Genomic DNA, 20,039 nt, shown 5'->3' with positions numbered 1-20,039 from the left:
GGGGCACGTACCGCAGCAGCACGCCGGCGTGCACGGTCATGTAGTCCACGCCTTGCTCGCACTGCTCGATGACGGTGTCGCGGTATATCTCCCATGTCAGCTCGGTCGGATCTCCGTTGACCTTCTCCAGCGCCTGATAGATGGGCACCGTGCCGACTGGCACGGGGGAGTTGCGCAGGATCCACTCGCGGGTCTCGTGGATGTTGCGGCCGGTGGACAGGTCCATGATGGTGTCCGCACCCCAGCGGGTTGCCCACACCATCTTGTCGACCTCCTCGGCGATCGAGCTGGTCACCGCCGAGTTGCCGATGTTGGCGTTCACCTTCACCGCGAACGCCTTGCCGATGATCATCGGCTCGCTCTCGGGATGGTTGTGGTTGGCCGGGATCACGGCGCGGCCGCGCGCAACCTCATCGCGCACCAGTTCGGCGGACATGCCCTCGCGGGCGGCGATGAAAGCCATCTCCGCGGTGATCTGGCCGGCGCGGGCCCGCTGCAGCTGAGTCCCGCGGTCGCGGATCACGCCGGGCCGCGCGGGCAGGCCGGCCGCCAGGTCGATCACCGCGGCGGGGTCGGTGTAGGGGCCGGAGGTGTCGTAGAGGTCGAAGTGGTCCCCGGTGGACAGGTCCACCCGCCGCAGCGGAACCCGCAGAGTGGCCCCGCCGTCGGGCGCCGCCACGTCGAGATAGGCCTTGCCGCTGCCGGCGATGGGGCCGGTCGTCACGGACGGTTCGATGGTTGTGGTCATCCTGTCATCTCCCTACGCCGGCATTACCCGGTCAGGTTCGTACGGTCGACGGCCCCGAGCCGTCCTCTCAGCGCACTGGTCGTGCGCTCCCGCGGTGTGTTCTGTTGAGCGACCCCCACGCGAGGCTACCCCCGCCCGGACCCGTCCGGTACGTCGGCGGGCGGGGCAGCTGGGAGAAACCGATCAGGCCTCCTCGATGGCTTCGCCGAGTTCCTCCAGCAGCCGGTTGTGGTGGTTGTTCGCCATGATGTGGCCGGCGGCGATGACGAGGGCAACCGGCCAGTCGATGAGTTCGAAGGCGGCGAGGGCGGCCAGCCCGCCGTAGTAGGCCAGTTGCTCCGGGCGGGGGATCTCCACCTGGCCCATTATCGGCAGGTTCACGGCGAACGTCTCGCCCTCGCGGATCTTCTGAACCGCCTCGTGTTGGGACGTTCCCCGGCGCGCCTTCTTTTCCGCCATCATTTGCCTTTCTGTAACGAGGAGTTTCCCGCCCCGCCGGGTCGCCCGGCCACCGTCGGGGTCATGTCGAGGACTGAGACTCCGGCAGACCCGCTGGTTTCGCCGGTTGCTTCGGTTCTCGCCGTGCCCCTGAGGCATTTGTACGCGCTGCTGTGGCGCGCGGGGATTGTGGAGGTTCGGTCCGGACCGGCGCGTCGGCAGTCGGCGGCGGCTGGCTGCCCGGGCTGCCCCGTGTCGCCGCAACACGGTTCACCGCGGCCAGGGCGACCGTCGCGGCAGCGGCGGTTCCCAGAGCCTGCGCCCATCCGAGCGGATCCAGCGGAGTGCAGCCGAGCAGTTGGCTGACCGCCGGGATGCTGATCAGGGTCGCCATCGTGGTCATCGACCCGACCGTGGTGAGCACGACCAGCGGAGCGTGGGATTCCAGCAGCGTCTGGCCCAGCTCGGCGCCCACCAGGGCCACCAGCGCAACGGTGGAGGCGCGTCGGGGCAGGCCGGTGACCCGGGCCATCGCCCAGGCCGCCGTCGCCGCGGCGGCGGTGGTGGTGCCGCGGATGGCGACGGCGCGCCACAGCGCGGGCTGGTCGGGGCCGCGTAGCCCCCGGTCGACGGGGCTCCTGGGCTTGCTGACGGCAAGCGCCGCGGCCGGCAACGCGTCGGTCATCATGTTGACCAGCAGCAGTTGCCGGGTGTTCAGCGGCGAGGTGCCCGTCAGCGCGCTGCCGATGATCGCGAAGAGGACCTCGCCGGCGTTGCCGCCGAGCAGCACCGAGACCGCCGACTGCACCCGCTGCCAGAGTTGTCGTCCTTCGTCGATGGCGTGCACCAGGGCCTCGATGCGGGCGTCGACCAGCACGACGTCGGCCGCCAGGTGCGCCGGGTCGCTGCCGCCGGCGACGACGCCGATGCCGACGGTGGCGGCGCGGATCGCGGCCGCGTCGTTGGAGCCGTCGCCGACCATCGCGCACCGCACGCCGCCGGCTTCCAGCGTCTGCACGACCTGGACCTTGTTCTCCGGTGTCATCCGCGCGAAGATCACCCGCTCGGTCACGACACGTTCCCGGTCCCTGCGCGACAGGGCATCCCATTCGGCGCCGCTGATCACTTGGTCGGCGCTCACCGGCAGCCCCAGCTCGGTGGCGATGGCCGTGGCGGTGATCGGGTGGTCGCCGGTGATCAGCTTGACGCCGACCTGCTGCCGCCGCAGTTGGTCCAGCAGGTCGGCGGCCTCGGAGCGCGGCGTGTCGGACAGGCCGAGCAACCCGGCCAGGGTCAATCCGTGCGTGCAGAGTTCGGCGATGCCGTCGGGGTCGTCGCGGATCCGCCGCGCCTGCTGCGGGCTGAGCTCTCGCCGCGCGACCGCGATGACCCGCAGCCCGCGCGCGGCCAGCTCGCCGACCTCGTGCCCGGGGTCCGGGGCGTCGCAGGCAGCCAGCACCACCTCGGGGGCCCCTTTTACGGTGAGCTCGCCACCGGTGACCGAGGCCGAGAACGACCTGCCGGACCGGAACGGTAGGTGCGCGTCGGGCGCCGGCAGCCCCGACGGGGCCCCCAGAGCATCGGCTGCCGCAGCCACGATGGCGGCGTCCGTGGCGTGTGCGTGCGGGTCGCCGTTGGACGCGGGGGCGGCGTGCGCGGCGCAGCGCAGGACCGTCTCGCGGGAGTGTCCCGGCGCCGGGTGGACCTCCGCGACGCGCAGCCGGTTCTCGCTGAGCGTGCCGGTCTTGTCGAAACACACCACGTCGATGCGCCCCAGGGCCTCCACCGAGCGTGGCACGCGGACCAGCGCGCCGAATTTTGTCAGCCGCCGCGCCGACGCCGCCTGGGCGAGGGTCGCCACCAGCGGCATGCCCTCGGGGACCGCGGCCACGGCGATCGCGATTCCGCTGGCGACCGCTTCGCGCAGGGCCGCGCGCCGCAGCATCCCCAGTGCGCCGACCACTGCGCCGCCGGTGACGCTGACCGGGAAGGCGCGGTTGGTGAGCCGGCTGAGCTGGTGCTGCAGGCCCACGTCGGAGGAGATGTCGGCGGACACCAGCTCGGCGGCGCGGCGCTCCTGGGTGTCGGCACCGACGGCGGTCACGACGGCGATGGCGGTGCCGGTCACCAGCGTGGTGCCCGCGTAGAGCATGCAGCGGCGCTCGGCGAGGTCGGCGCCGGGCGTGGCCTCGACCTGCTTGTGCACCGACAGCGACTCACCGGTCAGTGTCGACTCGTCGACCTCGACGTCGTTCTCCTCGACGATCCTGGCGTCGGCGGGCACCACCTCGTGCGTGCGCACCTCGATCAGGTCGCCGGGCTGCAGCTGCGCGGCGATGACATCGGTGTGGGCCCGCTGCCCGTCGGGCCCCGTCAGAACCTTGCGGGCAGGTGGAATCTGTTGGGCCAGTAACTGTTTCAGACGGTTCTCGGCGCGCAGCCGCTGGCTGGCCGCCAGCATGGAGTTCGCGGCCAGCACCGAGAAGACCAGCACCGCGTCGACGGGCGATCCGAGCACCGCGCTGGCCGCCGAGCCCAGCGCCAGCACTGGTGTCAGCGGGTCGGTCAACTCGGCGCGGACTGCGTCGAGAAACTGAAGGAACGTGCGCGCCGGGGTGTCGGCCTTTGCGGTGACGCCGGCGGCCGGCTCCGGCGCGCGCGGGGGCAGCAGCGCGCGGACCTGCTGCACCGACATCGCGTGCCAGTCGTAGACCGATCCGGGGCGGGGCTCCTCGGCGCCGACGATCCCGCGTGCCAGCAGGTAACCCGACAGCAGCCCCGCCGCCGCGCCGGTGCTGATCGGGCCCGGCCCCAGACCGCGCACGCCGGGGATCATCAACAGCGATCCCATGGCCGTGGCGCCGGCCGATATCCCGGCGCCGCGCCGGGCGGCGAGCCTGGCCGCAGGAAGGGCGAGCAGCACCCGCCACGCCGCCGCCAGGTCGGGCACCAGCAGGTCGGCCTCCCAGGGCAGCGGATCGGTGTCCTGGGGCGGCAGCAGGCCCACCGCCACGTCGGCGGCAGCCAGGGCACGGCCCTGCGGCGTGGACAGCACGGCCACCGTGCGGCCCGCGCTCTGCAGCTCGGCGACCGTGGCGGCCAGCGCGTCGTCGAGGGATCGGCCGTTCGGCAGCCGCAGGTCGTCGAACGCGTGCCGTAACTCGCCCAGCATGTCCACGTCGATCGACACCAGGTCGGCCCCCGACCGGTGGGCCTCGGCGACCACCGCCGACGCCAGCGGAGCGTGGGCCCCACGGAACAGGTCCTCGGCCGCGGGATCGGGCTCGCCCGCCACCTGAACGTCGCTGGTGCACAGCGCCCGGGGGTCGATGACGATGGCGTCGACGCGATCCAGCCGACGCAGTGCGTCAGGCCGCAGCGTCAACACCGCGTGCCGATCGGCCAGCCCTCGTCCGAGCGCCGCGGCGAAGGCCTCGGGTGTGGTGCGCGTCGCCTTGGGTGTGGTCACCAGCACCGCGGTTGCGGCCAGGTGCGCGCTGCGGGTGGTGGCGCCGATCAGTCCGGCGCTGGCGGCCTGCATCAACGCGAAACGGCGGGCCGGGCCACTCGGGCGCCCGGGGGGCCGCGTCTGCCGCGCGGGCCGGTCAGCGCCCCGCGCCAAGGACGCTTCGTACCGGCGCCAGACCCGCGCCTCGGCGTGACTTTCGGCGGTCCGCAGCGACTGCATGAGCAGACCCACCGCCAACGAACCCGGAGACTGCGTCACGGTCTCGGCGGCCACCGCGGCCAGCGTCAGCGCGGTGTCCGTCGCGGGCCGGCCGATGGCGTTCTCGATCAGCCGCCGCAGCCAGGGCTGGTAGTCGACCGCGACGACGCCGGCCAGCACCCCGATCGGGGCCCGCGGCCAGTGCAGGGCTCGGCCGGTCAGCGCGATGCCCAGCCCGGCCGCGTTGGCGGCCACTGTTACGGCGCTGATCACCGGCACCCCACCGTCGGCGGGCGGCTGCGCGACGGGAACCGCGGCGTCAGCGGGTGTCGGGCGGGGCAGGTCGGCCCAGATCGCCCGGGCGCCCTCGCGCAGCGGGATGGCCGCGACGTTCAGGCAGGCGCCGGCCAGAGCCGTGGTGGTGCGGACTCCGGCGACCAGGACGCGCAGCGGTATTCGAACAGGAGATACGGCAATGCTCAAGGGCTGCTCAAGGGCTGCTCAAGGGCTGCTCAAGGGATCCCGACTAGTTGGTGCTGCGCAGTTCGCTTGCGCCTGCCCGGCGCCCGGCGGTCTTCTTGGCCGCCGGTTTGGCCGCGTTCTGGGGCACCGCCTTCTTCGGCGAGGCGTCCCCCGGCACCGGCGTCAGGTTCGTCTTCGGTGGCGGTTCGGGTTTGCGGTGCATCCGGTGTAGCAGCAGCGCACCCCCACCCACGGCCAGCAGCACCGGCCACTCGACCAGGCCGGCGACCCCGAGCGCACCGATGGCCAGCGCCGCCGCCGGGGTGGAATGGCTGCCCGAGCTGACACCGCGCTTGATGCCCTCGGCGGCACCCGTGACGCCACCGACGATCCCGTTCACCGCCGCGCCGCCCACGGCGCCCGCGGCGGCGGTGGCAGCATCGGCCGCACGGTTGACGGTGTTACCTACGCTTCGGGCTGCCCCGCCGACGACACTCATGGTGGCTCCTGATCTCTGGTCGTCCTCGCGGCGACCGGTTGACGTCGCCTGTATACCCGTGGAACGGAAAGTAAACAGCGGCACAAAATTTTCCCACCATCTTTTCAAACAAAAGCCCCCCGCGCTACTGGCCGGCGCATCACAACGAGCGGTCGGGCGGCAATTCCGGTCCTGTCCCGGCCTCAGTGGTCGCGCACATCCACCAGCACCGGGGCGTGGTCACTGGGCCCTTTGCCCTTGCGTTCCTCGCGAACGATCTGCGCGGCGCTCACCCGGCCCGCCAACGCCGGCGAGGCGAGGATGAAGTCGATGCGCATGCCCTGCCTCTTGGGAAATCGCAGCTGGGTGTAATCCCAGTAGGTGTACACCCCGGGGCCGGGCGTAAATGGCCGGACGACGTCGGTGAACTGCGCGTCGAGCACGGCCTGGAAGGCGCGGCGCTCGGGTTCGGAGACGTGGGTGGCACCGGCGAAGAATTCGGCGCTCCAGACATCGTCGTCGGTGGGGGCGATGTTCCAGTCGCCCACCAGAGCGATCCGTGCCGCAGGGTCGTCGCGCAGCCAGCCCGCCGCCGCGGCGCGCAGCGCCGCGAGCCAGTCCAGCTTGTAGACGTAGTGGGGATCGCCCACGGCGCGGCCGTTGGGCACGTAGAGGCTCCACACCCGCACACCGGCGCAGGTGGCGCCCAGGGCGCGGGCTTCCGGGGCGGGGTCCACCCCGGGCTTGGCGCTCCAGCCGGGCTGGCCGTCGAAGCCGACCCTCACGTCCTCGAGGCCGACGCGCGACGCGATCGCCACGCCGTTCCACTGGTTGACGCCGGTATGGGCGACCTCGTAGCCGAGTTCGACGAATGGCAGCGTCGGGAACTGGTGGTCGGCGCACTTGGTCTCCTGCATGGCCAGCACGTCGACGTCGGCGCGGGCCAACCAGTCCACGACGCGGTCCAGGCGGGTCCGAATCGAGTTCACGTTCCAGGTGGCCAGGCGCAGCAGCCGGCCACTGTCGTCATCTGCGCCGTCATCGGTGCCGTGGGGCATGCCTAAACGGTAGCGGTGCCGGCGGCGCGGGCCGGGAAGTACCGCCGGCGGTGGTGAGCCCGGAAGCCCAGCGCGCCGGCCACGGCCCGCCCGGGCGCGTCGCCGTCGGCGACCGCGACGTAGCCGCGGGTCGCGCCGCGCCCCGCGCCCCAGGCCAGCAGGGCCTCGCACACCCGGTGGGCGGCGGTCGCGTCACCGGCGTCGGGCACCCACAGCCCCACCCAGCGGGTGCCGTCGGGCGCGTCGGTCACCGCGGCGCGGGCCGCCGCACCCGGCTGCACGCCGAACCGCAACTCGCCGGCGGTGACGGCGGTAAGCGTTTCCACCGTGAGCCCGCACCCCGCCGTCTGCACCCAGGCGTCGTCCGGCCGGGCCGTGAGGGCGATGGGCGGGACGGGTCCGCCGGTGCCCATGCCGGAGACGTCGCGTACCAGGACGTGTGCTGTGTGGTCGGCCGTGAGCCCTGGCGGCGGCGCCAGCACGCGGTCGGGGATGGCCAGCCGCGGCGTCAGGCCGCGCCGCCGGTACCAGTCGGCGATCGCGGGCAGGGCGCTTACCTGAGCCGAAAAATCCAGTGGCACAGCGGAATTTGGTTCCGACCCGGCGCCGGGCGCGGCCCGCAGCAGCCAGCCGTCCAGCCAGGTGCGCTCGACGCCGGGACAGGCCAGCGCGGCCGCATGCTCAAGGGTGCGAATCTGGGACGTACGTACCGGTGCGTCGGTCAGTACCCGTAGCGCCACGACGTCCCCGGGTGCGAACTCGACGACCGCGCCGGTCTTCGTCCGCACCCGCACCACCGGTTCGACCGCCAGCAGGTGCCCCACCACGTCGGTCAGCGGCGGGACCGAACCGCGCGCACGCCGGTAGCGCACTGACACCCGCGTTCCGGGCTCTGGCCACCCGACCATCAGTGACCGAACGGATCCGGCCCCTCGCCCGGCAGCCACGACAGGCCGGGCACGCCCCAGCCGTGGGCCTTGACGGCCCGTTTGGCGCCGCGCGCGTACCGGCCCACGAGGCGGTCCAGGTACAAGAAGCCGTCGAGATGCCCGGTTTCGTGCTGCAGCATCCGCGCGAACAGACCGGTGCCCTCGAGCGCGACCGGGTTGCCCTGACCGTCCAGGCCGGTCACCTTCGCCCACGTCGCACGGCCGGTGGGAAACGACTCGCCGGGGACCGACAGGCAGCCTTCGTCGTCGGCCTCCGGATCGGGCATGGTCTCGGGCACCTCGGAGGTTTCCAGGACCGGATTGACCACCACGCCGCGTCGGCGCTCGCTGATCCCGCGGTCGTCGGCGCAGTCGTAGACGAAAACCCGCAGCCGGTAGCCGATCTGGTTGGCGGCGAGGCCGACGCCGTGGGCGGCGTCCATGGTGTCGTACATGGTGGAGATCAGCTCGGCCAGGTCGGCCGGGAGCGAGCCGTCGGCGGCGACCGGCACGGGATCCGTCGGTGTGTGCAACACCGGGTCTCCCACGATGCGGATGGGTACGACTGCCATGGTCGGCTAGCTTAGGGGTGTCACAACCTGGGCGATACGGCGACTCGCGGGTCCGGGTTCGCGCCGCCAGACTTCGCGGCGTGGTTCAATATTCGCGCAAAACATGCCCGTAATCACATCATCAGAGCAATTCGAGAATCCGCCGGAAGGGTCCAGGGGAACCAATATGGACAGCGCCATGGCGCGGGCAAACCAATCGGGGGACGACGCCGACATCGCCGATGGGCTCACCCGCCGCGAGCACGACATCCTGGCGTTCGAACGCCAGTGGTGGAAATTCGCCGGAGTCAAGGAAGACGCCATCAAAGAATTGTTCTCGATGTCGGCGACGCGTTACTACCAGGTGCTCAACGCGCTGGTCGACCGGCCCGAGGCGCTGGCCGCCGACCCGATGCTGGTGAAACGGCTGCGGCGGCTGCGTGCGAGCCGTCAGAAGGCGCGCGCGGCGCGGCGTCTCGGCTTCGAGGTGACCTGACTCGCTACAGTGGTCTCGATGAAAGAGCGCGTCCCCGATTCCGCGGGGCTTCCGCTGCGGGCCATGGTGATGGTGCTGCTGTTCCTCGGCGTGATTTTCCTGCTGCTCGGCTGGCAGGCCATCGGCTCGTCGGGGAACTCCGACGACGATTCGGCGTCGGCGGTGTCGAGCATGACCAGCACCACCAGGTCCTCGGCCACGTCGTCGACGAAGCCCGCGGCGAATCAGGCGGATGTCCGCGTCTACAACATCTCGTCCAAGGAAGGCGTCGCCGGGCAGACCGAGCACGAACTCACCTCCGCCGGCTTCCGGGTCACCGAGGTCGGCAACCTCACGGTGCCCGATGTCGCGACCACCACGGTGTACTTCACCGACGCCGCCGGCGAGCAGGCCACCGCCGACGCCGTGGGCAAGAAACTGGGCGCACCCGTGGAACCGCGGATCCCCGCGCTCAACGATCAGCCGCCGGGCGTCATCGTCCTGGTGACGGGCTGAGCGTCCGGCCGCTCGATCGGTTACGGGTCGCCGGGTTAGGCTCTCGTCATGCCTTTGTTCGTCGGTCACCGTAATGCCGCTGTCGCCACCATGTCCGCACTGCCAACGTGTCTCTTGGCCACCTGCGCCGTGCTGCTGAGTGGCTGCTCACCGAACCAGCCTCCTGCGACGTCCCCGGGTACAGTCCCGCCGGTCTGGACCGGCTCACCGGCCCCCGCGGGGCCCACCGCCGCCGAGAACGCGGCGCCGGCCGCACAGAGCATCATCACGGTGTTGAAGAACCCCGACGGCGCCGAGATCGCCACCGCCAAGTTCGATTTCGGTAACGGCTTCGCCACCGTCACGATCGCGACGACCGGCCCCGGTCACCTCGCGCCCGGCTTCCACGGGGTGCACATCCACAAGGTCGGCAAGTGCGAACCCAACTCGCTCGCCCCCGGTGGCGGCGAGCCCGGCGACTTTCTCTCCGCCGGCGGGCATTTCCAGTCGCCCGGGCATTCGGCGGAGCCTGACAGCGGTTACCTGCCGCCGCTTCAGGTCCGCCAGGACGGGACGGGGATGCTGGAGACCACCACGGACGCGTTCGGCATGGACGACCTGCTGACCGGTCAGAAGACCGCGATCGTCATTCACGCCGGTGCCGACAACTTCGCCAACATCCCGGCGGACCGCTACCAGCAGACCAACGGCACGCCGGGTGCCGACCAGGCGACGAGGAGCACCGGTGACGCCGGTAAGCGGGTGGCCTGCGGTGTCATCGGTTCCGGGTAACAGGGCCACTGGAAGGGGCGATGCCCGCATCGACTTCGCGCCCTCGCCGCGGCCGACCGTCGGGGTGGAGTGGGAGTTCGCCCTGGTCGACGCCCAAACCCGCGACCTGAGCAACGAGGCCACTTCGGTGATCGCCGAGATCGGCGAAAACCCGCGTGTGCACAAGGAACTGCTGCGCAACACCGTCGAGGTGGTCAGCGGCGTCTGCGAGTCCGCTGGGGAGGCCATCGAGGATCTGCGCCAAACCCTGGGCCCGGCGCGGCGGATCGTCCGGGACCGCGGCATGGAGTTGTTGTCCGCGGGCACTCATCCGTTCGCGCGGTGGTCGTCGGCGAAGCTCACCGACGCGCCGCGATATGCGGAGTTGATCAAGCGCACCCAGTGGTGGGGCCGCCAGATGCTGATCTGGGGAGTGCATGTGCACGTGGGCATCCATTCCGCGCACCAGGTGATGCCGATCATGAGCTCGCTGCTCAACTACTACCCCCACCTGCTGGCGCTGTCGGCGTCCTCGCCGTGGTGGGGCGGTGAGGACACCGGATACGCCAGCAACCGGGCGATGATGTTCCAGCAACTGCCCACCGCGGGGCTGCCGTTCCAGTTTCAGACCTGGGCCGAGTTCGAGGGTTTCGTCTACGACCAGAAGAAGACCGGCATCATCGACCACATGGACGAGATCCGCTGGGACGTCAGGCCGTCGCCGCATCTGGGCACCCTCGAGGTGCGGATCTGCGACGGCGTGTCCAACCTGCGGGAGCTGGGCGCGCTGGTCGCCCTGACACACTGCCTCATCGTCGACCTGGATCGCCGGCTGGAGGCCGGCGAGACGTTGCCGATCATGCCGCCCTGGCACGTCCAGGAAAACAAGTGGCGTGCCGCCCGGTACGGCCTGGATGCGGTGATCATCATGGACGCCGAGAGCAACGAGCGGCTGGTCACCGACGACCTGGCCGACCTGCTGACCCGGCTGCAGCCGGTCGCCAAATCGCTGAACTGCCTTGACGAGCTGGCGGCGGTGGCCGACATCTGGCGCGACGGCGCGTCCTACCAGCGGCAGCGGCGCGTGGCCGAGGAACACGAGGGCGACCTGCGCGCGGTCGTCGACGCGCTGGTGGCCGAGCTGGAGGTCTAGCGCCCATGGCCGATCCCGAAACCTGTGAGCTGGCGATGTTCCCGCTGGAATCGGCGCTGCTGCCCGGCCAGGACCTTCCGCTGCGGATCTTCGAGCCCCGCTACGGCGCGCTGGTTCGCCACTGCATCGACGGGGGTGACCCTTTCGGCGTGGTGCTGATCTCGGCCGGCCGCGAGGTGGGCGGGGGCGATGCACGCTGCGATGTCGGGGTCCTGGCCACGGTCGGCGATTTTGTCGACCACGGCGCGGGCCGCTACACGCTGCTGTGCCGGACGGGCGAGCGGATACGGGTGTGTGGGTGGCTGCCCGACGATCCTTACCCGCGGGCTGTCGTGCGGCTCTGGCCCGACGAGCCGGGGGACCCGGTGACCCCAGCCCAGGTCCGCGACCTCGAAGACCGCGTCATGGCTGTGTTAGGACGCCTCGCGCAGGCGCGCGGTGCCGAACTGCCGGCCCGGGAGGTGTTGTTGGGCCCGGCCGGGGACGCCGATGCCCAACAACGGCTCTTCGCGCTGGCGTCGCGCGTTCCGATCGGGGCCGCCGACCGCTATGCCGTGCTGGCGGCGCCGTCTGTCGCCGACCGGCTGGCGGCTCTCGGCGAGGCCGTCGACGCACTGGCCGACGTGGTCGAATTCGAGTTGTCCTGAGATGAAAGTGCATTTGCAGGTCGACGGCTCGCCGGCCGAGGCCGCGGCGAGCGCGGCCGGCATCGCCGCGACCGGCGCCGACGGCCTGTTCACCTTCGAGGGTCAGCACGACGTGTTCTTCCCGCTGCTCATCGCCGCCGACGCGACCGGCTGCGAGTTGATGACCAACGTGGCGATCGCCCCACCGCGCAGTCCGTTGCACCTCGCCCACGCCGCCTACGACGTGCAGCTCTACAGCGGCGGACGGTTCCGGCTCGGCCTGGGCTCGCAGGTGCGGGCCCACATCGAGAAGCGCTACGGCAGCAAGTGGGAGCGCCCGGCGGCACGAATGGCCGAAACCATCGCGGCGATCAAGTCGATCTTCGCGGCGTGGGAAGGCAAGGAGCGGCTGGATTTCCGCGGTGAGTTCTTCACCCACACGATCATGGCGCCCAACTTCAACCCCGGGCCCAACCCGTTCGGGCCGCCTCCGGTGCTGCTGGGCGCGCTGGGCCCGGTGATGACCCGCACGGCCGCCGAGTTCGCCGACGGGCTGCTGGTCATGCCGTTCAACAGTGCCCGCCATCTGGCCGAGCGCACGATGCCCGCCGTCGACGAGGGACTGCGCCGTTCGGGACGAACGCCCGCCGACTTCCAGATCGTCGCCCAGGCGATGGTCGCCCTGGGCCGGGAGGAGGCTGACCTGGCGGCCGCGGTCGACGGGGTGGCGTCACTGATCGGGTTCTACGGCTCGACCCCGGCCTACCTGCCCGTGCTCGAGGCCGAGGGGTGGGCCGACATCCAGCCCGACCTCAACGCGCTGTCCAAGAAGGGCCGCGCCGCCGAGATGCGGGCGATGATCACCGAGCCGATGGTGGCCCGGATCGGCATCGCGGGAACCCCGGAGGACTGCGCGCGGCAGATCTGCGAACGGTTCGGCGAGCACGCCGACGAGGTGTGCTGTTATTTTCCGGGCTACACCCCGCGTGCGCGAGACGTCGCCGACCTGGTCGCTGCGCTGCATCGGGCGCCGCGCCGACACCAGTGCTGACGGCGCCGTGAGCCTTCGCGCGCTACCCCGTCTTGGCGAACGCGCGCAGCGAATCCACCTGCACCGGATCCAGTGAGGGGCGGACGTTTTCGCGGGCCGCCGCGAGGTCGGCGGCCGTCACATCGGCGGCGTCGATGGACCGCCGCATCGCCGCCAGTGCCGCCTCCCGCAGCAGCGCCACGCAGTCGGCGGCGCTGTAGCCCTCGAGCCCGGCGGCCACGTCGTCGAGAGTCACGTCGGCGCTCAGCGGTATCGATTTCCCGGCGGTGCGCAGGATTTCGTGGCGGGCGGTGGCGTCGGGCGGTTCGACGAACACGAGACGCTCCAGCCGCCCGGGGCGCAGCAGCGCAGGGTCGATCAGGTCGGGACGGTTGGTGGCGCCCAGTACCACGACGTCGCGCAGCGGGTCGATGCCGTCGAGTTCGGTCAGCAGCGCGGCTACCACCCGGTCGGTCACGCCGGAGTCGAAGCTCTGCCCGCGCCGGGGTGCCAGCGCGTCGACTTCGTCGAGGAACACCAGTGACGGCGCGGAGTCGCGGGCCCGGCGGAACAGCTCCCGGACCGCGCGCTCGCTGCTGCCCACCCACTTGTCCATCAGCTCGGAGCCCTTGACGGCGTGCACGCTCAACTGTCCGGTGCTGGCCAGGGCGCGGACCACGAACGTCTTGCCGCAGCCCGGCGGGCCGTAGAGCAGCACGCCGCGGGGAGGATCGACACCCAGCCGGGCGAAGGTGTCGGGATGCTGCAGCGGCCACAGGACGGCCTCGGTCAACGCCTGTTTGGATTCGGTCATGTCGCCGACGTCGTCGAGGGTGACCCCGCCCGCCTGCAGGCCGGCGGCCAGGTCCTGACCGGCCGAGCGGGACAGCGGCCGGATCACGCCCAGTGCGCCGGCCAGGTCGTCCTGGTTCAGCCGGGGTGGTTGCCCGTCGGCGCTGGCCCGCGAAGCGGCCCGCAGCGCCGCCTCGCGCATCAGCGCCGCCAGATCGGCGACAACAAAACCCGGTGTACGGGAAGCGATTTCGTCGAGACGGAGGTCGCCGGTGGGCACTGGCCTCAGTAAAGCCTCCAGCAGCGCCTTGCGGGTCGCGGCGTCCGGCAGGGGCAGGCGCAGCTCGCGGTCGCACAAATCGGGGGCGCGCAGCCGGGGGTCGAGCTGGTCGGGTCGCGCGGTCGTGGCGATCAGTGCGACGCCCCCGGTGGCGACCGCGGTGCGCAGCTCGCCCAGGATCAGGGCGGCCACCGGCTCGGCGGTGGCCGGCAGCAGGGCGTCGACGTCGGCGATCAGCAGCACGCCGCCGCCTTGCGGACCGTCACCTCGAACGGCCTGCACCGCCGCGGCCACCGCCTTGTGCCGGTCCTCGGCGCTCAGGGCGCCGACCTCGGGGCCGTCGAGTTCCACCATCGGGCGCCCGTCGCACACCGCGCGCACCAGCGTCACCTTGCCCACGCCGGCCGGGCCCGACACCAGCACTCCCAGGTTGGCACCGGCGCCCAGCGTCTGGAGCAGGTGCGGCTCGTCGAGCGCGAGTTTGAGCCATTCGGCGAGCTTGGCGGCCTGAGGCTGCGAGCCCTTGAGCTCCTCGATGAGGACCGCCGGGGTGCCGGTGCTCAGCGGCTCCCGGGTGACCGGCCCGGCGGGCGGGACGCCGGGCCCCCAGGTGACCAGCGTGTTGGGCTGCACGCTGACCGGCCCGTCCGGGTCGACGCCGGTCACGGTCAGTAGCTCCGAGGTCCAGCTGATGCCGACCGCGGCCGCCAGCGCGCGGGTCGCCTCGCGATTCGATGAGGACGTCGACGGGCCGGGACCCAGGTCGCGGGGCAGTAGCGACACGGCATCGCCAACGGTGAGCACCTTGCCGAGCAGGGCCTGGCGCAGGGTGACCGGCGACACCGAGCGGGTCGTCTGGGACGGGCCGGCCAGCGTCACCGACCGCGCCCCGGACACAGTGACCGCGCCGACGAGCACCTCGGTGCCCTCGCGCAGCCCGGCGTTGGACAGCGTCACGTCGTCGAGGAGCACGGTGCCGACCGCGGTGTCCGGCCCGGCCAGTCCCGCCACGGCCGCCGTGGTCCGCGACCCGGTCAGCGACACGGCGTCCCACTCGCGGATCCCGAGGGCGGTGACCGCGCTCGGGTGCAGCCGGACGACGCCTCGGCGGGAGTCGAGGGCCGAGGTGTTCAGCCGGGCGGTGAGGGTGAGCCGACCGGAGCCCGTCATGTCGGACGCCCGCCCGGTTTACGCAGTCCCAGTCGCGTCATCGACCGGCGGCCGGGTCGGGCCTGTCGGATCGCGCGGCGCGCGGCCCGTCGTTGCTTGGGTTCTTCGGCCCACGCTTCGGGGTGCGCGGCCAGCCAGCGCTGGTTGCGGACCCCGAACGGGATGTGCACCAGGTAGGCGACGATGATCGCCAAGATCAGCAGGTAGGGGGCCAGCACCGCGGCCGCGGCGAAGATCGCCAGCACCGCCAGCAGCGGTGCCGCCCAGCTCGGCGGCACCGCCACGGCGTGCATCTTTTTCATCGGGATCTTGCTGACCATGAGCATCGACGTCCCCACCACCCAGATGCACAGGAAAGCCGTCGACGTCCACCAGCCGGCACCGAACTGCAGTTTGAGGCCGATGAGGCCGATGATCGAGACCGCGCCCGCCGGCGCGGGCATCCCGACGAAGAACTCCTGCGCATAGGCGGGCTGGCTGCCGTCGTCGAGCAGCGCGTTGAACCTCGCCAGCCGCAACACCACGCACACCGCGTACAGCAGCACCACCACCCAGCCGGCCGGCGACGCCGACAGCATCGTCACGTACAGCACGACCGCGGGTGTGACCCCGAAGTTCACCGCGTCGGCCAGCGAGTCGATCTCCGCGCCCATCCGGGACTGGGCGTCCAGGATGCGTGCCACCCGGCCGTCCAGACCATCGAGGATGGCGGCGGCGGCGATCAGCGCCATCGCGGCTTTCGGCTGCTGCTCGAGGGCGAACTTGATGGCGGTCAGCCCTGCGCAGACGGACAGCACGGTCATCGAGCTGGGCAGGATCTGCAGGCTCACCGCCCGCGTGGCTCGCGGCCGGAGGGTCATGGCAGTTCGGCCAGGACGGTCTCGCCGGCGACCGCGCGCTGGCCCACCTCGACCAGCGGCACCGCGCCCGGCGGCAGGTAGGTGTCCAGCCGGGAGCCGAACCTGATCAGCCCGTAGGTGTCGCCGATGCACAACGTGTCGCCCACCCGCGCGTCGCAGACGATGCGGCGCGCCAGCAGTCCCGCGATCTGCACCGCCACGACGTCTGAGGCCTCCGAGCCGCCGCCGGTCCGGATCCGAAGGCTGGTGCGTTCGTTCTCGGCGCTGGCCGACGCCAGGTCGGCCGACCCGAAGCGGCCCGGGCGGTGCTGCACCGCGATCACCTCGCCGCTCACCGGCGCGCGTTGCACGTGGGCGTCCAGCAGGGACAAGAAGATGCTGACCCGCGGCAGCGGCGCGTCGCCCATGCCGAGTTCGGCGGGCGGGGCGGCGGAGTCGATCACGCAGACCACGCCGTCGGCGGGCGCCACCACGGCGCCGGCCCGCGACGGCGGCACCCGCCGGGGGTGCCGGAAGAATCCCGCGCAGGCACCCGCCGCCAGCAGACCCGCCCGGCGCAGCCAGCGGTGGTGGCGTCCCGCCAGGGCGAGCGCCAGGCCGGCGGCGACGAACGGCCGCCCGGCCGGATGCAGGGGCGGGACGGTGGAGCGGACCAGCTCCAGCACGTGTCGCGGACCGAAAGTCGGATGCTGCGCGGTCGGACCGATGATGCGCGGGCGTCGGGCCACGCGGTCATCTTACGGAGCCAAGGCAACCCGTGCGCGGTCCGCTACCGATCGGCCTTCCGCTACCGGAGGCCGCGGCCTGCTCTAGCCCAGATCCCACACCTGCAGCCGGGTCCCGGCGGCCACCTCGACGACGTCTTCGGGGATGTCCAGCAGCGCGTTCGCCGACGCCAGCCACCGCAGGTGATGCGACGCCGGCGGCCCATAGCTGATGACCGTGCCCTCGCCGGGGTCGAATATCGCGCGCCGGAACTGGCGTTTGCCGCGCGGCGAGGTCAGCGACTCGGTCAGGACCGCGGGCCGCTGCGGGCGCTCGGGGTCCGGCAGGCCCATGGCCCGGCGCAGTGCCGGGCGGATGAACACCTCGAAGGACACCAGCGCGCTGACCGGGTTGCCGGGCAGCGTGACGATCGTGGTGCCGGCGACGCGGCCGATGCCCTGCGGCATCCCCGGCTGCATGGCCACCTTGACGAACTCGACCCCCTGGCCGCCCTCCCGGCCGAAGGCGTCCTTGACCACCTCGTAGGCGCCGGCGCTCACGCCGCCGCTGGTGATCACGAGGTCGGCCGCGGCGGCGTGCCGGTCCAGGATCGCGGCGAACTGCGCGACGTCGTCTTCGGCGGTCTCGACGGCGACCACCTCCGCGCCGGCCTCGCGGACGGCGCCGGCCAGCATGACCGAGTTGGACTCGTAGATCTGGCCGGGCCGCAGCGCGACGCCCGGCGGCACCAGCTCCGACCCGGTCGATATCACCAGCACCCGCTGGCGCGGGATCACCGGCAGGCCGGCCATCCCCAACGCAGCGGCCAGGCCGAGCACTGCCGGGGTCACGACCTGGCCTCGTCGTAGCGCGGTGGTGCCGGAGGCGACGTCCTCGCCCGCGCGCCGGATGTGCCTGCCGGGCTCGCGGGAAGCCCGGATCGCCACTGTTTCCACCCCGCCGTCGGTGTCTTCCACCGGCACGACCGTCGTCGCCCCCGCCGGCACCGGCGCGCCGGTCATGATGCGGTGGGCGGTGCCCGATCGCAGGGTCAACTCGTCGGTTCGGCCGGCCGGGATGTCCTCGGTGACGGGCAGCACGACCGGATGCTCGGGCGTCGCGGCCGCGATGTCCTCGGCGCGCACCGCGTATCCGTCCATCGCGGAGTTGTCGAACACCGGCAGCGCCAGCGGTGCGACGACGTCGCCGGCCAGGACCAGCCCCTGGGCGTCCGCCAGGGCGACCGTGGCCGCCGGCCGGGCCCGGATCAGCTCCGCGACGACCCGCTGGTGTTCGTCGACCGACCGCACTCAGACCCCGAACGTGACGCCGGTGAGCTCTTCGGAGACGGCCCACAGCCGGCGCTGCAGTTCCCGGTCGTGGGACTGCCCGCTGGATTCGACGAGCGTGGGACGGCCGCGCTGTTCGAGGAAGCCGTCGGGGCCGTAGTACTGCCCGCCCTGCACGTCCGGGTCGGTGGCGGCACGCAGCGTGGGCAGGGCGCCCATCGCCGCGCTCTGGAACAGCACCGGCCCCAGCACCGCCTTCAGCGGCTGGAAGATCGCCGGCAGGTTGCGGGCCAGCTCGGTGTTGGAGCCGCCGGGATGCGCGGCGACGGCGACGGTTTTCGCCTCGGGGCTCGCGGCCAGCCGTCGCTGCAGCTCGTAGGTGAACAGCAGGTTGGCCAGCTTGGACTGCCCGTAGGCGGCGATCCGGTCGTACCCGCGCTCCCACTGCAGGTCGTCGAAGTGAATCGCGGCCCGCAGCCGGTGACCGAGGCTGCTGACGGTCACCACTCGCGAGCCGCGCACGTCCAGCAGGTTATCGAGCAGCAGGCCCGTCAGCGCGAAGTGGCCGAGATGGTTGGTGCCGAACTGCAGCTCGAAGCCGTCCGCGGTGAGGCGTTTGGGCGTCCACATCACCCCGGCATTGTTGATCAGCAGGTCGATGCGCGGGTAGGCCGCCCGCAGCGCTTCGGCCGCCGAACGCACCGAGTCCAGCGAGCTCAGGTCCAGGGCCTGCAGGGTGACGTCGGCGCCGGGGTGTGCGGCGACGATGCGCGACAGGGCGGCGTTGCCCTTCGCGAGGTCGCGCACCGCCAGCACCACGTGCGCGCCGCGGTAGGCCAGCGCGACGGCCGCCTGGTAGCCGATTCCGGTGTTGGACCCGGTGACGACGGCGACGCGGCCGCTCTGGTCCGGCACGTCGGCTTCCGACCATTTGTCTGAAGTCATGGCCAAAACATACCCATCCGGATCGGGGGCCGCTGGCCCGGCGACGGGGCGGTTACCGGACCCAGTGGTTGTCGTGGCGGACGAACCATTCCCTGCGTTGGTCGTCGGTCAGTTCGGCCAGCGCCGCGAATCCCTCGAAATAGGCCTCCCGCGGCGCGCCCGGGGCGAACAGCAGGAGGATCGACGCGGGTTCGTGGGCTCCGTTGCGGAAGCCGTGAATCCCGCCGGGCGGGACGTAGAGGAAGTCGCCCCGTCTCCCGTCGGAGCTTCGTGGTCCGGCGGCGAGTCGGCCCGCTTGAGCCAGGCGCTGACCTCCGGCTCGCCGGCGGTGTAGCGGGGCGGGGGATAGGGCGGCACCACGAGCGACATCCGTTCAGCCTGCCACCGTCGCTAGCATCGCGGGTGTGGACGGGCTCACCGCCGAGGAACGGGGTCGCGTCGAACGGCTTCTCGACGCCGAGCACAAGGCGGCGCAACTGTTCGACGAGATCGAACGGCGCGCCATGATCCGTCCCGGCGTGGGGGAGCGGGAGCTGTCCGACGACATCGGCGACCTCGCCGCGGAGTTGTTCGGCGTGACCCGGCACTGGCATCGGCGGATCGTGCGGGCCGGCGAGAACACCCTGCAGCCGTTCTCGGAACGCCCGCCGGATCGGGTGGTCGCCGACGACGACATCGTCTTCCTCGACCTGGGACCGATCTTCGAGGACTGGGAGGCCGACTTCGGCCGCACCTACGTACTGGGCGACGACCCTGTCAAGTCGGCCCTGCGCGACGCGCTGCCCCAGGTGTGGGAGGCCGGGCGCGAGCATTTCGACGGTCACCCCGACGTCACCGGGGCCGAGTTGTTCGACTTCGTCGTCGGGGTGGCACGCGCCGAAGGCTTCGAGTGGGGCAGCCCCATCGCCGGTCACCTGGTGGGCGAGTTCCCGCATCGCAAGATCGCCGGCCCCGGCACCCGGTGGTACATCATGCCCGGATCCGACCAGCCGATGCGCCGGACCGATCCGCGGGGGCGCCGTTGCCACTGGATTCTGGAAATCCACCTGGTCGATCGGGTGCGCGGGTTCGGCGGTTTCTACGAACAGCTGCTCGACCTGCCGGTCAGCCCAGCGGA

At 71.9% G+C, this 20,039-nt stretch carries 19 protein-coding genes, 2 pseudogenes and 1 riboswitch; of the genes and pseudogenes, 8 read left to right on the top strand and 13 right to left on the bottom strand.

Translation table 11 applies throughout. The annotated features are described in order from the left end of the window. The coding region (locus tag AC2VOK_RS08020) for a phosphomethylpyrimidine synthase ThiC (RefSeq protein WP_428899990.1) at positions 1–748 on the bottom strand (748 nt) is incomplete at its 3' end. After that, a riboswitch (TPP riboswitch) is annotated at positions 741–851 on the bottom strand. It overlaps the preceding gene by 8 nt. Positions 852–931: 80 nt before the next feature. After that, positions 932–1,207, bottom strand: a complete 276-nt coding sequence (locus AC2VOK_RS08015) for a hypothetical protein (RefSeq protein WP_428899994.1) — start codon at positions 1,205–1,207, stop codon at positions 932–934. 63 nt (positions 1,208–1,270) lie between these two features. Here AC2VOK_RS08015 and AC2VOK_RS08010 point away from each other — a divergent pair, with 63 nt between their 5' ends. After that, a complete protein-coding gene (locus AC2VOK_RS08010; RefSeq protein ID WP_428899993.1) occupies positions 1,271–1,552 on the top strand; it encodes an Rv1535 domain-containing protein in 282 nt (93 codons plus the stop codon). Here the strand turns inward: AC2VOK_RS08010 and AC2VOK_RS08005 are convergent. The 5 genes and pseudogenes from AC2VOK_RS08005 to AC2VOK_RS07985 all read right to left on the bottom strand — a co-directional run. Beyond that, positions 1,515–3,881 (bottom strand): annotated as a pseudogene (locus AC2VOK_RS08005) (cation-translocating P-type ATPase); the annotation flags it as partial. The gene AC2VOK_RS08010 and the pseudogene AC2VOK_RS08005 sit on opposite strands and share 38 nt — an antisense overlap. A 1,498-nt stretch (positions 3,882–5,379) precedes the next feature. Then, positions 5,380–5,814 carry a hypothetical protein gene (locus AC2VOK_RS08000; RefSeq protein ID WP_428899989.1) on the bottom strand — a complete coding sequence of 145 codons (435 nt, stop codon included), beginning with the start codon at positions 5,812–5,814 and terminating at the stop codon, positions 5,380–5,382. Positions 5,815–5,996: 182 nt separating this feature from the next. Continuing rightward, positions 5,997–6,803 (bottom strand): exodeoxyribonuclease III, encoded by an 807-nt coding sequence (locus AC2VOK_RS07995; RefSeq protein WP_428899992.1) that lies wholly within the window; start codon positions 6,801–6,803, stop codon positions 5,997–5,999. 50 nt (positions 6,804–6,853) lie between these two features. Next, positions 6,854–7,759, bottom strand: a complete 906-nt coding sequence (locus AC2VOK_RS07990) for an N-acetylglutamate synthase, CG3035 family (RefSeq protein ID WP_428899988.1) — start codon at positions 7,757–7,759, stop codon at positions 6,854–6,856. Continuing rightward, positions 7,759–8,352: a peptide deformylase gene (locus AC2VOK_RS07985; protein WP_428899987.1), complete on the bottom strand. Its 594-nt coding sequence runs from the start codon at positions 8,350–8,352 to the stop codon at positions 7,759–7,761. Before AC2VOK_RS07985 ends, AC2VOK_RS07990 begins: the two co-directional genes overlap by 1 nt. A 166-nt stretch (positions 8,353–8,518) precedes the next feature. Between AC2VOK_RS07985 and napA the strand changes: the two genes are divergently transcribed. From napA to AC2VOK_RS07955, 6 genes are read left to right on the top strand one after another with little or no spacing between them, the layout of a single operon-like run. Continuing rightward, positions 8,519–8,827, top strand: coding sequence for a nucleoid-associated protein NapA (gene napA, locus AC2VOK_RS07980; protein ID WP_144950754.1), 309 nt, complete (start codon positions 8,519–8,521; stop codon positions 8,825–8,827). Between the two features lie 18 nt (positions 8,828–8,845). Next, positions 8,846–9,322, top strand: a complete 477-nt coding sequence (locus AC2VOK_RS07975) for a LytR C-terminal domain-containing protein (protein WP_428899986.1) — start codon at positions 8,846–8,848, stop codon at positions 9,320–9,322. A gap of 48 nt (positions 9,323–9,370) precedes the next feature. Next, the gene (gene sodC, locus AC2VOK_RS07970; protein WP_428899985.1) at positions 9,371–10,093 is read left to right on the top strand and encodes a superoxide dismutase[Cu-Zn]; all 723 of its coding nucleotides are present in this window, start codon (positions 9,371–9,373) and stop codon (positions 10,091–10,093) included. After that, a complete protein-coding gene (locus AC2VOK_RS07965) occupies positions 10,074–11,225 on the top strand; it encodes a glutamate--cysteine ligase (protein WP_428899991.1) in 1,152 nt (383 codons plus the stop codon). Before sodC ends, AC2VOK_RS07965 begins: the two co-directional genes overlap by 20 nt. Before the next feature lie 5 nt (positions 11,226–11,230). Next, positions 11,231–11,872: an LON peptidase substrate-binding domain-containing protein gene (locus AC2VOK_RS07960; RefSeq protein WP_428899984.1), complete on the top strand. Its 642-nt coding sequence runs from the start codon at positions 11,231–11,233 to the stop codon at positions 11,870–11,872. A 1-nt stretch (position 11,873) separates the two neighbouring features. After that, positions 11,874–12,902 (top strand): TIGR03617 family F420-dependent LLM class oxidoreductase, encoded by a 1,029-nt coding sequence (locus AC2VOK_RS07955; RefSeq protein ID WP_428899983.1) that lies wholly within the window; start codon positions 11,874–11,876, stop codon positions 12,900–12,902. Between the two features lie 22 nt (positions 12,903–12,924). Here AC2VOK_RS07955 and AC2VOK_RS07950 read toward each other — a convergent pair whose 3' ends face one another. The 6 genes and pseudogenes from AC2VOK_RS07950 to AC2VOK_RS07925 form a co-directional block, all read right to left on the bottom strand. Next, positions 12,925–15,123, bottom strand: a complete 2,199-nt coding sequence (locus AC2VOK_RS07950; protein WP_428899982.1) for an AAA family ATPase — start codon at positions 15,121–15,123, stop codon at positions 12,925–12,927. Next, positions 15,120–15,983 (bottom strand): CDP-diacylglycerol--serine O-phosphatidyltransferase, encoded by an 864-nt coding sequence (gene pssA, locus AC2VOK_RS07945; RefSeq protein WP_428899981.1) that lies wholly within the window; start codon positions 15,981–15,983, stop codon positions 15,120–15,122. The genes AC2VOK_RS07950 and pssA overlap by 4 nt, the downstream gene beginning before the upstream one ends. Beyond that, positions 15,980–16,711 carry a phosphatidylserine decarboxylase gene (locus AC2VOK_RS07940; protein WP_428899980.1) on the bottom strand — a complete coding sequence of 244 codons (732 nt, stop codon included), beginning with the start codon at positions 16,709–16,711 and terminating at the stop codon, positions 15,980–15,982. Before AC2VOK_RS07940 ends, pssA begins: the two co-directional genes overlap by 4 nt. 81 nt (positions 16,712–16,792) lie before the next feature. Continuing rightward, positions 16,793–17,998 (bottom strand): molybdopterin molybdotransferase MoeA, encoded by a 1,206-nt coding sequence (moeA, locus tag AC2VOK_RS07935; protein ID WP_428899979.1) that lies wholly within the window; start codon positions 17,996–17,998, stop codon positions 16,793–16,795. Then, positions 17,999–18,922 (bottom strand): SDR family NAD(P)-dependent oxidoreductase, encoded by a 924-nt coding sequence (locus tag AC2VOK_RS07930; RefSeq protein ID WP_428899978.1) that lies wholly within the window; start codon positions 18,920–18,922, stop codon positions 17,999–18,001. Between the two features lie 52 nt (positions 18,923–18,974). Continuing rightward, positions 18,975–19,291, bottom strand: a pseudogene (locus AC2VOK_RS07925) (hypothetical protein). Between the two features lie 35 nt (positions 19,292–19,326). On the opposite strand from AC2VOK_RS07925, the gene AC2VOK_RS07920 reads away from it, so the two are divergent. After that, positions 19,327–20,039, top strand: a 713-nt coding sequence (locus tag AC2VOK_RS07920; protein WP_428899977.1) for a M24 family metallopeptidase, incomplete at its 3' end; no start/stop codon positions are given.

The sequence above is a fragment of the Mycobacterium sp. TH-M116 genome (assembly GCF_057473685.1).
This window is presented reverse-complemented; position numbering and strand designations above follow the sequence as displayed.